The organism is Burkholderia anthinoferrum, from assembly GCF_002925705.1.
GTDB classification, from domain to species: Bacteria; Pseudomonadota; Gammaproteobacteria; order Burkholderiales; family Burkholderiaceae; genus Burkholderia; species Burkholderia semiarida.
In genome coordinates this window covers 1-13481 of the sequence record NZ_LFZP01000058.1, presented here as the reverse complement: position 1 = coordinate 13481, position 13481 = coordinate 1, and the positions used below count along the sequence as shown (strand labels likewise).

Sequence of the window (13481 nt, the reverse complement as noted above, 5' to 3'; positions counted from 1 at the left end):
TACCCCCGTCGCTCCAGGGTCAATGCAACGTCGCGAACAGCAGGTTCAGCCCTTCCGAAATAATCGGATGACCGATGATCGCATCGCGCACCGCCGTGTACGGCAGGCCGCCGAGCATCGCCATCTGGACTGCGGTCGTCACATCGCCGGCGCCCGTGCCGACCATCGTGAACCCGAGAATCGCGCCGGTGCCCGGATGCACGAGCGCCTTCATGAACCCGCGCGTGTTGCCGTCGGTGCGCGCCCGCGGCACGGAAGCCATCGGCAGCTTCGCGACCCGGACGCCGATCTTTCGGGCATTCGCGTCCGCTTCGTTCAAGCCGATTCGGCCGAGTTCCGGGTCGATGAACAATGCATAAGGGATGAGACGTTCCGCGGTGCTCGCCGGCCGGCCTTCGATACCGGCTTTCAGCACACGGTAGTCGTCGAACGACGCATGCGTGAACATCGGCGTGCCGGCGACTTCGCCGATCGCCCACGTGCGCTCCGCCGTCGTCGCGAGCCGATGGTCGACCTTGATGAACCCGCGCTCGTTCGTCTCGACGCCGGCCAGCTCGAGCCCGATGCCGGCCGTCTGCGGCGTGCGCCCGGTCGCCACGAGCACGTGCGTACCTTCGATGGCACGGCCGTCGGCCAGCCGCACCGTGACGCGCTCGCCGCTTTTGCCCTCGACGCCGACGAGCCGCGCGGCGAGTTCGAGGCGAATGCCATCGTCGGTCAGCGCCCGCTGAATGACCGTGCTGACGTCCTCGTCTTCGCGCATCGCAACGCGCGGCGTATCGCTGACGAGCGTGACCGCACTGCCGAGCCGCCGAAACGCTTGCGCCATCTCGAGCCCGATATAACCGCCGCCGATGACGACCAGATGCCCGGGAAGCGTCGTCAACCGCAATGCCTCCACGTGCGTGAGCGGCCGCGCATCGCGCAGCCCCGGCACGTCCGGGCTCGACGCGACCGTACCCGTGTTGATGTAGACGTTCTCGCCCTCGTAGATCGTTTCGGCCCCGTCAGCGCCGCGCACCGCGATGGTTCGCGGCGCGACGAACCGCCCCGTCCCGATCACGAGTTCGAGACCCGACTGCTCGAATGCGCGGCGATTGACGTCGACCATCCCGTTCACGACCGAGGCGACATACGCGGAAACGCCCGCCATGTCGGCCGTCACGTCTTCCTGTTGCGCCGCATCCCGCCACGCATGCATCGCGCGTGCACGGTGTATCAGTGCCTTGCTCGGGATGCACGCGACGTTGATGCACGAGCCGCCGATCATCCCGCGCTCGATCACCGCGACGCGCTTGCCTTGCCGGGCCATCTCCATCGCAAGCGATTTTCCGCCCTTGCCGCCGCCCAGAAACAGGTATTCGACCCGTTTGACCTCTGCCATGCTGCTCTCCAGGTTCCGTTTGTCCCGCTCGAAGTGTGTGAGTCGCGCGCGTTTCCGCGTCACGACTGCAGAAAGGCGAGCAGATCCGCATTGACGCGATCGGCATCGACGACGCACATGCCATGCGATGCGCGTTCATACACCTTCTGCGTCGCATGTAGCGGTGCTCGCTCAGAAGCCTTCGAGCACGATCTTGCCCTTCGCGCGCCCGCCTTCCAGCAGCGCGTGCGCGCGCCGCAGGTTCGCCGCGTCGATCCTGCCGAGGTGCTCACCGACGGTGCTCTTGAGCACGCCGTCGTCGATCAGCGTCGCCACGCGGGCGAGCAGCGCGTGCTGACGGTCCATGTCGGGCGTGCGGAACATCGAGCGCGTGAACATGAATTCCCAATGCAGTGAGATGGCCTTGCGCTTGAGCGGCATCGCATCGAGCGTGTCCGGATCGTCGATCAGCGCGAGCTGGCCCTGCGGCTTCAGGACATCGACGATCTGCGCGTAGTACGTGTCGGTATGCGTGAGGCTGATCACGTGGTCCACGTGGTCGATGCCAAGCGACTTCAGTTGCGGTTGCAACGGCTGGCCGTGATCGATCACGTGGTGTGCGCCAAGCTCGGCGACCCACGCGTGCGTGGCCGGCCGCGATGCCGTGCCGATCACCGTCAGCGCGGTCAACCGGCGCGCGAGTTGCACGAGAATGGATCCGACGCCGCCGCCCGCGCCGATCACCAGCACGCTCTGCCCGGCGCCGCCGCGCTCGGCGATCTTCAGCCGGTCGAACAGCAGTTCCCACGCGGTAATCGCAGTCAACGGCAGGGCCGCAGCGTCGGCAGCGCCCAGTGTCGTCGGGCGGCGGCTTGCAATCCGCTCGTCGACGAGACCATATTCCGCGTAGCTGCCGGGCCGCGTGATGTCGCCCGCATACCAGACCTTGTCGCCCGGCGCGAACAGCTCGACGTCGCTGCCGACCGCCTCGACCGTTCCCGCCGCGTCCCAGCCGAGAACGCGCGGGCCGCTCGGCTGCACGCCGAGCCGCAGCTTCGAATCGACCGGGTTGACGGCGATCGCGTCGATCCGCACGAGCAGATCGCGCGCGCCGGGTGTCGGCACCGGCAGCTCCGCGTCGTACAGCGACGCCGGATCGTCGATCGGTACGCCGGCCTTTGCATAAACGATGGCTTTCATCATTGGCTCCTTGAAGAGGGTGAGCGACGCGGTCACGCGCCGCGCAGGAATTCCGCGACGTGCGCGACATACGCGCTCGCATGCTGGAACAGCGCGCCGTGGCCTGAATTCGGATAGACGATCAGCGTCGCATCCGGCAGCCCCTGCGCGAGCACGAAGCTGTTCGCGGTGGGGATCATGCGGTCGTCGTTGCCGTTGGTCACGAGGGCCGGCTGCTTGATCCGGCCCAGCTTGCCTGCCACGTCCCCGCTCCAGTTCGCCCACGCGATCATCGCCTGCAGCTGGGCGGACGCGACTTCGGGGCCCGCCGGCAAATCCGGCTCGGCGGTGCGCGCGGCGAGGCGGTCGACGAATGCGGCGGCGGCCGTCTGGCCGGCGGGCGTTGCCGGGAAAAACAGCCGCTTGAGCTTTTCGCTCATCGGCATCTCGCCGTCCGTGTAGATCGCGAGCAGTTCGGGCCGATCCATCCCCGCCCCTTCGCCGCCTTCGGGCGCGGTGCCGGACAGGATCATCCGCTCGACCTGCTGCGGTCGCGCGATCGCGATGTCCTGCGCGAGAAAGCCGCCGAGCGAAAATCCGAGGATATGCAGCCGGTCGATCGACAGGGCGTCGACGAAGTGCAGCACGTGCTGCGCCATGTGCGCGATCGACGTCGGAACCTGTCCGCCGGAGCGGCCGACGCCGGCGTTGTCGAACAGGATGATTTCGCGATCGCGCGCCAGCACGTCGACGATCGCCGGATCCCAGTTGTCCAGCGTGCCGGTGAAATGCTGAAGACACAGCAGCGGCCGCCCGCCCTTTTCGTTGCCGAAGCGGCGATACGCGTAGCGCACGCCGGCTGCATCGATGTAGCGGGTCGTAGCGGCGGATGATGCAAATTGCGTCATGATGGGTTCCCTCGATGGGCGCGCGACGCGCGCCGTGGTTCACGCTCAGCTCAGCGCGATGTCATGCAGGTCGATCGATACGACGAGCGGTTCCGGCACGGCCTGCCCGTCGGCTGCACGCGGGTAGATGCGCCGCTTCGTCGGGAAGCGGATCCCCGAAACGGTCACATAGTCGCTGACGTAATGCGCGCCCGGTGTGTTGCCCGCGATTTCGACGTCGTAGTCGAGGCGGCGCACGAGGCCGTCCGGCCCGACGTAGATCGTCTGCGCCTTGCTGAACACTTCGAGCGTGTCCGGGTAGTGCACGCGAATCCGGCGCCACGCTTGCCCGTGTTCGTTCCAGATGCCGTCTTCTTCGCAGCGCACACCGTCCCATGCAAGCACGAACGGCGCGTTCAGGTACGTCCACATCGCGCATCCGGCGAAAAACGCCAGTTGAAGCTCGTCCCACGGCGTCTCGAGCGTATGCCCGTCGAACGACCGGCGCGGCTCTTCGCGCGCCGCGAGCACATGGCCGGCCGAATCGAGCAGCGCAATGCGCTCGCCGGTGAATTCGCTGCGCGCGGCTGACGCACCGAACGGCGCGTGCGACACCCATTGGCGATCCGTCGCGACGGTGACCGTGGTGTCGTCGAGCACGCCGGCGTGACCTTTGAGGCCCCACAGCGCACCGCCTTGTACGAGGCGCGCGCGCACCTGCCGAAACTTGCGCCACTGCACAAGCCCGCCGTGGGCGTCGATGATGGATTGGGCGATCGCGTTCATGCGGAAGCTCCCGTGGGTGCGGAATTCATGGTCAGTACCGCGCGGAACCGGACGTCCGCGCGCATCATGCGGTCGTACGCCGCTTGCGCGTGCTCGAGCGGGAACGTTTCGATCATCGGCCGCACGTTCTGCAGCCGCGCGAACGCGAGCGTCTCTTCGTTGTCCGCCACCGTTCCCGTCAACGCGCCGACGACGGAGCGGCCACCGAACACGAGGTCGACCGCATTCACGGCGATCGGCTCGCCCGGCACGGCAACGACGATCAGCTTGCCGCGTGCGGACAGCCCCGCGACGGTGTCGGCCATGCCCGAGCCGGTCGGCGCCGTGCCGAGCACGACCTTCGCCCCGCCGAGCGCGCGCAGCGCGGCGGCGACGTCCTCGGTCCGCGCATCGATGTAGCGATGCGCGCCGAGCTGCGCAGCAAGCACGGCCTTGTCGGCTCCGCGCGCAATCGCGACGGTGTGAAAACCCATCTTGTTCGCGAATTGCACGGCGAGATGGCCGAGCCCGCCGAGGCCATGGATGGCGACCACGTCGCCGGCCCGCGCGCCGGCATTGCGCAGCGCGTTGAACGTCGTCAGCCCCGCGCACAACAGCGGCGCGGCCTCGGCCGCATCGAGATCGTCCGGCACGCGCACGAGCCCGCGGGCTTCGGCCAGCATGATTTCCGCGTAGCCGCCGTCCGTCGTCATCCCGGTGATGACCGGGTTCTCGCAGTTCACGATGTCGCCGTGCCGGCACGACGGGCACGTGCGGTCTTCGCCGGCGAGAAAGCCGACACCGACGCGCTCGCCGAGCCGCCAGCCGGACACCCCTTCGCCCAGCGCGTCGATTCGGCCGACGACTTCATGCCCCGGTACGCGCGGCGGCGCGCCATCCGGCGCTTCGCGCTCCACGGTTGCACTGTCGGAATGGCATACCCCGCAGGCTTCGACGCGAATGCGCACCTGCCCCTGTGCCGGCGCGGGAATCGGGCGCTCGACCAGTTCCAGTCGCCCGGGCGCCTTGACTACCGCCGCGCGGTAAGTCGCTTGATTCGTCATGATTGCCTCGTTATTCGAAACGGAAGTTCGACAGATCGACACCCACGATCAACGGAGCGGGCAGCGCTACGTTCGCGTCGGTACGCGGATAAATCCGGAAGCGCGTCGGCATCCGGATGCCTTGCACGTCGACGTAGTCGCTGATGTACCGCGCAGCCGCGTTGCGCCCCTGGATGTCGACCTCGTAGTCGTGCCGGCGCAGCAGCCCGTCCGCGTCGAAGTAGAACGTCTGCACGGCGCTATGCGTCGCGATCTCTGGCGCGAACTCGACACGCAGCCGCCGCCACGGCAGCCCGTCGACCGTCCACGGCGCGATTTCGCGGCTGCGAACGCCGTCGTGGCGCAGCAGGAACGGCGACGTCAGATACGTCCACATCGTGTAGCCGGCGAAGTACGCCAGCTGTGCGTTGGACCACGGCGTCTCCATTTCGTAGCCGTCGAACGATGCGCGAGGAGCGTCGAGCGTATCGACGACGGTCCCGTCGTCGCGCCGGATCTCGACGCGCGAAGGCGTGTAGACCGAGTGGTCCGTCGTCGGAGCGAACGGGGCATGCGATACACGCTGCTCGTGCAACTGCACGGTCACGCGCGAATCGGTGAGCACGCCGTCGCGCTGCTTCAGCGCCCAGATCGCGCCCGTGTGATGCAACTGCGCCGATACGCTGCGAAAGCGCTTGAAGCGCTCCATTCCACCTGCCGCGCGAATCGCCAAATCAACCAGATCTTCCATTTGTGATCCTAAACAATAAAAAACGACTTCTTCATTCCTTCATTGCGTGCGCGATCAGCCTGCGTGCACGCCGACGAACGCCGCGATGTGTCTGGCGCAAGCCACTGGATACTCGAGTTGCGGCCCGTGCCCGGTGCGCGGCAGCGTCACGAGATGCAGCGTCGGAAGCTGGCCGTTGAGCGCATACCAGTTCTCCACCGGGAACACGATGTCGTGATCGCCGCCGACATGAAGCACCGGAATCGACGTCGAGCGCAGCGCATCGAGCACGGCATCGACCGGGAAGGCCGGGTTTCGCGGGCCGTCGCCGACCTGCTCGCCGGCCCACGCAACCGGCACCGCCGGGCTCAGGTCGACCTTGCGCCGCGCGACGCGCGCGGCCGCTTGTTCGGCCGCCGTGCGGCTCGCGGCGGAGGCCGGCTCGAAGAACAGCGTGACGAAATCCTCGAAGTCGTTTTCGCGCTTCGCCATCGTGTAGAACAACGGTTCGCCGGCCTTGACCAATTGGCCCGGCGGTGTGGTCGCGATCAGCACCGCGTGCGTGACGAGCTGCGGCGCTTTCGCGAGCACGATCTGCGCGGCCATCCCGCCGACCGACCAGCCGCCGATCACCGCCTTGCCAAGCTTGAGCGCGACGATCAGGTCGATCGCGTCCTTGGCGAGCGACGCGGGATGATAGGTTCGCTCGCCGCTCGACTGCCCGAGGCCGCTGTAGTCGAAGATCGTGACCTGGAAGCCCTGCTCGGCGAGACTGTCGAGGAACAGCGGATCCCACGTGTCCATGGTTCCGCGAAAGCGCACGCACAGCACGAGCGGCGTGCCACTGCCGAACGTGCGATACGCGAGGCGTCGACCATCGACGTCGACGAACTGCGTTCTGGCGCCGAGGCTCGGACTATCGTTTTCCATCAGTTCTCCCGTCGTTCGAAACAAAACCGCGTAATGGACATGCCGGTCGCGATGACGCGGCCCGAACGCACCGCTGCCGCGCCCGTATGCCGCACTGCCGCCCATTCAGCCCCCTGCGAGCGCGCGCATCACCCACTGCACGAGTTCGCGCGGATCGAACGGCTTCTCCAGCACGCACAATGCGCCGAGCCGTCTCGCTTCGAGCGCCCGGCGCGCGCTCGGGTGCGCGGTCACGAAGATGATCGGCACGTCGCAACACCCTGCGCGCAGTACGGCGAGCAACTCGATGCCCGACATCCCGGCCATCTGGATATCGCACACGATGCAGTGCGACGTCCCGTTCGCGCCGTGTTCGAGAAACGCCTCGGCCGACGCGTACAGCCTCACGCGCACGCCCATCGAGCGCACGAGCGATTCCAGCGACTGTCTCATCGCCAATTCATCGTCGATGATGCAAACCGTCTTGTCGTGCACAGAGTGTCTCGCGTGACGCCTCGCTCGCTGGCAGGGCCGGGAACGCAACCGGATTTCGGACAGCGTACCGACCGCCCCCTGTGCCGGCAATCATGCCGAGGTATGGTGCGGTCGATACCGACCGTACCCGCTCGCGCGTCACCAGCCGTCCGCGCTGGCGGACGACGCAGGTGCGACTGCCGCGGCATGGATCATCCTGTCCCAGTTGCACGGAACGGTGCGGCCGCGCCCCCTCGGCCGATACACGCGATCGCCCGGCTTGATCGGCGCACCGGTCAGCACGCAGCGTGACGCGGTTCTCGCGGTCACGCAATGCCACAGCTGTTCGCCGAAATGCCCGTACCTCGGGTCGCTCCAGCGCACGCTGACAGCGGTATCCGACAGAATCTCGACGATCCTGATCCGCGAGGCCGCCGGCGCGGCGGCCTCGCGCGCGCCGTCATTGCGCTTGCCGCGCACGCGCCGCCGATGCGAGCCGGGTACGCCCGCCGTTCTCGACGGATCCAGCAGGCGCATCAGCGCGCGTTCGAATACATCGTCGTATGCACACGTTGGCTGCGTCATCTCTACCGTTCCCCTCGCATTGAACGCGCAAGCGCGGCTTGCGCAATCGGCCCGTCGCATCGACGCATCGCGAACATCGCCTCTTCGCTATCTCCGCGCCGCGCGCTTCACTCACGTTGGAATCGAGTCTAGAGGAACGGTTTTCTGCGATCCATCAGACCGTGGTCGATGCCCTCCCATACCAAAGTCTGACCATCGCGCCGGCCTGCATGGGCCCACGGTCACGGTCAGCAACACGCAGCGATCTGCTTTATAGTTGCAAGTACATCGAAGTCGGACGCGCACGTTGTTCGTCGTCCCGATGCTTCACTTCCGGTCATCCGGTTTCGCGCCGCGCGCGAGCCTCAGCGAGCACCACGTCCCCATGTCCACGTCCGCAGCCTCGACGATCGCCCCGCCTGCCGACCCTCATCCCGCGGAAAGCGAGCTCTTCCTGTCGGCGCCGATACCGATCCTGATCGAAGACTGGTCGCGCGTGTATCGCGCGGTGAAGGAACTCAAGATGGCCGGGGTCTCCGATATCGACCGCTATTTCGACGAGCATCCGCAGGCCGTCGCCCGGTTGCGCGCGCTGCATGCGTTCGTGGCGGCCAACGACGCGGTGGTGCAACTCTTCGACGCGGAGTCGAAGGAACATTTCCTGCAGCACGCGGAGATCCTGTTGCCGGCCGACCGGCTCAGCAACAGCGCGGTGCTGCGCGCGATCTACGAAAATCGGATCGCCTGCCAGGGCGAGCGCACGCTGGTGACGTTCAAGGGGCGCCGCGTACCGATCGTATGGCGCTGCTCGCTGCCGAAGCACGAGGACGGCTACCGGCGCCTGCATTTCTATGCGTTCGACGTGACCGAACAGAAGGAGAACAGCGACCGGCTCGCGGTATTGCGCGCGGAAGCCGCACGCGCGGCCCGCGTGTCGCTATTTGCGGAGATGTCGGCCTCGATCCTGCATGAGGTCAGCCAGCCGCTGTCGGCCGTCGGTTCGTCGGCCGAAGCGGCGTTGCGCTGGCTCGAGCGCGACGAGCCCGACGTCGCCGAAGCCGCTGCCGCGATCACGCAGGCCGCCCGGTGGGCACGCGACGCGACGGAGATCTGCCGCAAGATTCGCGGCTTCATCGGCAAGGCGCCGGCGAAGTGCGTCGACTTCGCGGCCGCCGACGCCGTGCACGCTGCCCTGTTCCTGATCGGGCCGGAAGCCGCTGCACGCAACGTTCGTATCGACAGCGACATCGATGCCGACGTACACCTGTTCGCCGATCCCGTGCAGGTCCAGCAGGTGCTCGCGAACCTGATGATGAACGGCATCCAGGCGATCGAAAGCGGCCCGTCGCACGCGCGCACGCTGACGGTCTCGGCCAGGCTGAGCGGCGCCGAAGTCGTGTTCGACGTATGCGACACGGGGCCGGGTATCGAACAGCAGTCGATCGATCAGCTTTTCGAGCCGTTTTTCACGAGCAAATCCGACGGCATGGGAATGGGCCTCACGGTCGCACGCTCGATCGTCGACGCCCACCACGGGCGCATCTGGGCACGCGGCGAACCGGGCGCCGGCTGCTGCTTCTCGTTCGCGCTGCCGGCCCGCCCGCGCACGACCGACCCGGCCGCATGACGCTCGCCGCGCGCGGCGTCATGTCGCCAGTTGCACGCCGATCGCCTCGGACTTGCGCACGAGATCCGCAAGCGACGATGCATTCATCTTGCGCATCACCGATGCGCGATGCTGCTTGATAGTGATCAGGCTCAATCCGAGATGCGACGCGATCTGCTTGTTCAGCGCGCCGCTGACGACGTACGCAAGCACTTCGCGCTCGCGGCGCGTGAGCAGCTCGAACGACTGCCGCAACTCGTCGTGCGTGTCGTTGCGGACTCGCCGTGCCGCATCCAGCGACAGTGCGAGGTTCACGGCGTCGATCAACTCGTGGTCGGTGAACGGCTTCACGAGAAAATCGACCGCACCGCCCTTCAGCGCCTTGCGACACACTTCGACGTCCGCGAACCCGGTTATGACGACGATCGGGATCGATGGCCGGTCCGACGCCTGCTGAAACATCAGCCCGCTCTCCCCGCGCAGCCGCACATCGAGCAACAGGCAGCTCGCGACATTCTCCCTGTGCGTCGCGCGCAGCTCGGCGGTACTCGCGAAGGTCACGACGCGCAGGCCCAGCGATCGCAACAACGTATCGAGCGATGCGCGTATGGCCGGATCGTCGTCGACGACGTATACAACAGCCGTCGAATCGTCTTTCATCGCTGCATCTGACATATCCTGCGCCCCAACCGTCCGTTCAGTTTCATCATCGCGAACCACGTGTCGCCCGATACGGTGCCGACGACGAACGCCGACCCGGCCACCCGCTAGGCCGGTCGCGCCCCGCACAGCGCTTCGCTGATCCGCGCCACTTCGGCGGTTGCGACGTACGCGTCATGCGGCGCATCGGCACGGCGTGCCTACCCATGCCGGGCACGCTTCGCGCGTGCGGCAACGCAATCGGCGACCGGGCGCGTCCGTGCGGCACACACGGCCGGTTCCAGCCTGGCGACATGACGCGGGCTACCGAGGACGGTTCACAAAACCGTGGGCGGACGAGCGTGCGGTCCGCTGTTGACGAGTCGTCGGTTCGGCTTGCCCGAGCAGGTACCGCCCGAAGAACATTCTATTGACGATGGGCGCGCGTGGAGGGACGCAGTTCCCTCCTTTCGTGCCATGATGTTGCAGCGCGGGATCCGGTATCGGCCAGCCGCGCTCAGTCGGTGTCCGTGTGTTCCGGCTTGCGCTGCCGCCGCAAGGCCTGCGGCGGATGGCCGAACGCGCGCACGAACGACCGCCTCATCCGCTCGGTATCCGCATAACCGGTTTCCCGTGCGATCGTGTCGATGGTCCACGACGAACTCGTCACGAAATCCCGGGCCGTTTCGAGCCGAATGCGCTCGACTGCCTTTGCAGGCGTCAGGCCGGTTTCGTCCTTGAAGCGGCGCGTAAACTGCCGCTTGCTCATCCTCGCCACGTCGGCCAGCTTGTCGACCGTCAGTTCGGTGCCGAGATTCGCCCGGATGTGCGTGATGACGTCGTGGATCCGATTGCTGCGTGCCGGATGGTCGATCAGCACGGACGATTGCGGCTGCGACCCCGAGCGCCTCCAGCGCTCGAGCACCAGGTCTTTCGCAACCTGCAACGCGGCGTCCGGGCCGAGATCTTCTTCGAGCATCGCGAGCGCCATGTCCATGGCCGTGCTCATTCCGGCCGAACTCCACAGCGCGCCGTCGCGCACGAAGATGCAATCGCTCTCCACCGATACCGCAGGGTAGCGATCCCTGAACCGGTCGAGAAACGCCCAATGCGTCGTTGCACGGCGCCCGTCCAGCAGGCCCGCCTCGGCCAGCAGAAACGCACCGAGGCAAATCGACGCCATGCGTTCGACCTTGCCGGACAGATCGACCAGCAGTTCGCGCATGCGGTCCGTGAGCGGCGGCGTCGACAGCGAAGCGCCGACGAATACCGTGTGCAGCTCCGACAGCCGCGCTGGTTGAGTCGATGCGCACATCCCGAACGACGCCTCCACGGGGCCGCCATCCTCCGAAATCACGCTCACTTCATAGAGCGAGCGGCCGGCGCGGAGATTGGCGATGTCGAACACGGACAACGCGAGCAGGCTCATCACCTGAAACTGAGGGACGACGACAAGCCCAATGCGACGCATACTGACCTCACGCGAATCGACCCCGCCGGCGCATACCGGCGGGGCCACAACAAACAGAAAATCGGGCATGCTGCGGGGATCGCGGCATGCCAACCGGCACTCCGGCGATGCTACAAGATTTTCGGGACAGGAAAGAATGGCCATGCAGCGCACATGGCCGAGCGTTCGGCCCGTCCCGTCGCACGACGACTGCCAGCAGGCGCGAGCCGGCCGCGAACGCGAGCCGCGCAACGCGCGGCGCGGTCAGCGGCGATTTCTCCGACGGCTCGAGCACCACGCTGTTGCCGGCCGCGAGCGCCACGCGAGATGCACGTGTGCGCGTCGTTCGTCCAGGGCACGACGTCGGCCGCGATTGCGCAGTCGATGGGGCGCAAGACGTCCACCGTCGATACGTACGCGAAGCGCGCGTTCGCCAAGCTCGGCGTCGATTCGCGCCGGCAACTGATGACGCTCGTCCTGAGAAACGCGTCGCGCCGCCACGACGCGTAGGCCCCGCGCGAGACGCCAACCCGTTGCGCACGCATCCATCGCCGCGCGCCTCATAACGATCCGACAATTTATTGGTTCCCTCGACGATGCGCGGTCCGTATCGTTCACCGATTCGTCAGACCAATTGACCAACGGGGGAATCCAATCATGAAACAGATCCGGTCATTCGCGCTGCTCGCACTGCCGGCCGCGCTCGCCACCGCCGGCGCCCACGCACAAAGCAGCGTCACGCTGTACGGCATCGCCGACGCGGGCATCGCGTACGTCCACAACGCGCAGAACGCGAACGGCAGCAACGCGTCGAGCCTCGTGAAGTTCAGCAGTGGCAACCTGTCGGGCAGCCGCTGGGGGCTGCGCGGCATCGAGGATCTCGGCAGCGGCCTGTCCGCGCTGTTCCAGCTCGAGAACGGCTTCAACATCGGCACCGGCGCGCTCGGCCAGGGCCAGCGCGAATTCGGCCGCAAGGCCGTCGTCGGCCTCGCAAGCAGCACGTTCGGCACCGTGACGCTCGGCCGCCAGTACGATCCGGTCGTCGATCTCGTGCAGGGCCTCACGCAGGACAACTACTTCGGCGGCGTGTTCGCGACGCCGGGCGATCTCGACAACTACGACAACAGCCTGCGCGTCAGCAACTCGGTGAAATACACGAGCCCGCTGATCTCCGGCTTCCAGTTCGCGGCGCTGTACGGCTTCGGCGGCGTCGCGGGCGCGACCGGCAGCGGCCGCACGTACAGCTTCGGCGCGAGCTACGCGAACGGGCCGCTGTCGCTCGGCGCCGGCTACTTCTACGCGAACGGCGGCACGACGGTCGCGAACGGCGTCCGCACGTGGTCGAGCAGCTCGGACACGCTGTTCAACACCGTGATCAACCAGGGCTTCTCGAGCGCGAAGTCGATCCAGATCGTGCGCGTGGCCGGCCAGTACGTGGCCGGGCCGGCGACCTTCGGCCTCGCGTATTCGAACACGCAATACGGCGCGGACACGCTGTCGGCGTTCAGCCAGAACGCGAAGTTCAACAACGGCTCGGCGTTCTTCAACTGGCAGTTCTCGCCGGCGCTGCGCGCGGGCGTCGGCTACAACTACACGTCGCTGACGGGCCCGGCTTCCGCGCACTACAACCAGGTCAACCTCGGCGCGGACTATGCACTGTCGAAGCGCACCGATCTGTATGCGCTGTTCGGCTATCAGAAGGCGAGCGGCAACACGCTCAACGCGAGCGGGGCGACCGTGAAAGCGGCCGCGTCGGTCGGCTCGTACGGCGTGAACTCGGGCACCGATACGCAGGAACTCGCGATCGTCGGCATTCGCCACAAGTTCTGATCGTCCCGTCGCACGACGATCGTTACGGCAGGCGCGCACCGC

The 13481-nt window shown here is 66.8% G+C and carries 14 protein-coding genes and 2 pseudogenes; 3 read left to right on the top strand and 13 right to left on the bottom strand.

What is annotated here, in order from left to right; all coding sequences use genetic code 11:
• Positions 1–19: 19 nt before the first annotated feature.
• The 10 genes and pseudogenes from C5F75_RS28165 to C5F75_RS28120 all read right to left on the bottom strand — a co-directional run bounded on the left by C5F75_RS28165 (position 20) and on the right by C5F75_RS28120 (position 7935).
• Complete coding sequence (locus C5F75_RS28165) at positions 20–1384, bottom strand: FAD-dependent oxidoreductase (RefSeq protein WP_104013065.1); 1365 nt, start codon at positions 1382–1384, stop codon at positions 20–22.
• A 59-nt stretch (positions 1385–1443) separates the two neighbouring features.
• A pseudogene (locus tag C5F75_RS37390) lies at positions 1444–1539 on the bottom strand (alpha/beta fold hydrolase); the annotation flags it as partial.
• 16 nt (positions 1540–1555) lie between these two features.
• A complete protein-coding gene (locus C5F75_RS28155; protein WP_059579634.1) occupies positions 1556–2563 on the bottom strand; it encodes a zinc-binding alcohol dehydrogenase family protein in 1008 nt (335 codons plus the stop codon).
• Between the two features lie 32 nt (positions 2564–2595).
• On the bottom strand, positions 2596–3450 hold the full coding sequence (locus tag C5F75_RS28150) for an alpha/beta fold hydrolase (RefSeq protein ID WP_104013064.1): 855 nt from the start codon (positions 3448–3450) through the stop codon (positions 2596–2598).
• A 45-nt stretch (positions 3451–3495) separates the two neighbouring features.
• Complete coding sequence (locus C5F75_RS28145) at positions 3496–4215, bottom strand: hypothetical protein (RefSeq protein WP_104013063.1); 720 nt, start codon at positions 4213–4215, stop codon at positions 3496–3498.
• A complete protein-coding gene (locus C5F75_RS28140; protein ID WP_059579417.1) occupies positions 4212–5258 on the bottom strand; it encodes an alcohol dehydrogenase catalytic domain-containing protein in 1047 nt (348 codons plus the stop codon). The genes C5F75_RS28145 and C5F75_RS28140 overlap by 4 nt, the downstream gene beginning before the upstream one ends.
• Positions 5259–5268: 10 nt before the next feature.
• Positions 5269–5988, bottom strand: coding sequence for a hypothetical protein (locus C5F75_RS28135; protein ID WP_060310004.1), 720 nt, complete (start codon positions 5986–5988; stop codon positions 5269–5271).
• 54 nt (positions 5989–6042) lie between these two features.
• Positions 6043–6897, bottom strand: coding sequence for an alpha/beta fold hydrolase (locus tag C5F75_RS28130; protein WP_104013062.1), 855 nt, complete (start codon positions 6895–6897; stop codon positions 6043–6045).
• A 105-nt stretch (positions 6898–7002) separates the two neighbouring features.
• Positions 7003–7329, bottom strand: coding sequence for a response regulator transcription factor (locus C5F75_RS28125; protein ID WP_230951164.1), 327 nt, complete (start codon positions 7327–7329; stop codon positions 7003–7005).
• A 180-nt stretch (positions 7330–7509) separates the two neighbouring features.
• On the bottom strand, positions 7510–7935 hold the full coding sequence (locus C5F75_RS28120) for a DUF3331 domain-containing protein (protein WP_060310007.1): 426 nt from the start codon (positions 7933–7935) through the stop codon (positions 7510–7512).
• 256 nt (positions 7936–8191) lie between these two features.
• Here C5F75_RS28120 and C5F75_RS28115 point away from each other — a divergent pair, with 256 nt between their 5' ends.
• Complete coding sequence (locus tag C5F75_RS28115) at positions 8192–9541, top strand: PAS domain-containing sensor histidine kinase (protein WP_181035488.1); 1350 nt, start codon at positions 8192–8194, stop codon at positions 9539–9541.
• Positions 9542–9559: 18 nt separating this feature from the next.
• Here C5F75_RS28115 and C5F75_RS28110 read toward each other — a convergent pair whose 3' ends face one another.
• From C5F75_RS28110 to C5F75_RS36495, 3 genes and pseudogenes are all read right to left on the bottom strand, one after another.
• Positions 9560–10195 carry a response regulator transcription factor gene (locus C5F75_RS28110; RefSeq protein ID WP_059579432.1) on the bottom strand — a complete coding sequence of 212 codons (636 nt, stop codon included), beginning with the start codon at positions 10193–10195 and terminating at the stop codon, positions 9560–9562.
• A gap of 481 nt (positions 10196–10676) precedes the next feature.
• Positions 10677–11630, bottom strand: a complete 954-nt coding sequence (locus tag C5F75_RS28105; RefSeq protein ID WP_060310008.1) for a GlxA family transcriptional regulator — start codon at positions 11628–11630, stop codon at positions 10677–10679.
• Between the two features lie 205 nt (positions 11631–11835).
• Positions 11836–11928, bottom strand: a pseudogene (locus C5F75_RS36495) (aldehyde dehydrogenase family protein); the annotation flags it as partial.
• 14 nt (positions 11929–11942) lie between these two features.
• On the opposite strand from C5F75_RS36495, the gene C5F75_RS28100 reads away from it, so the two are divergent.
• A complete protein-coding gene (locus tag C5F75_RS28100; protein WP_230961829.1) occupies positions 11943–12119 on the top strand; it encodes a LuxR C-terminal-related transcriptional regulator in 177 nt (58 codons plus the stop codon).
• A 147-nt stretch (positions 12120–12266) separates the two neighbouring features.
• Positions 12267–13439 carry a porin gene (locus C5F75_RS28095; RefSeq protein WP_059579444.1) on the top strand — a complete coding sequence of 391 codons (1173 nt, stop codon included), beginning with the start codon at positions 12267–12269 and terminating at the stop codon, positions 13437–13439.
• Positions 13440–13481 lie beyond the last annotated feature (42 nt).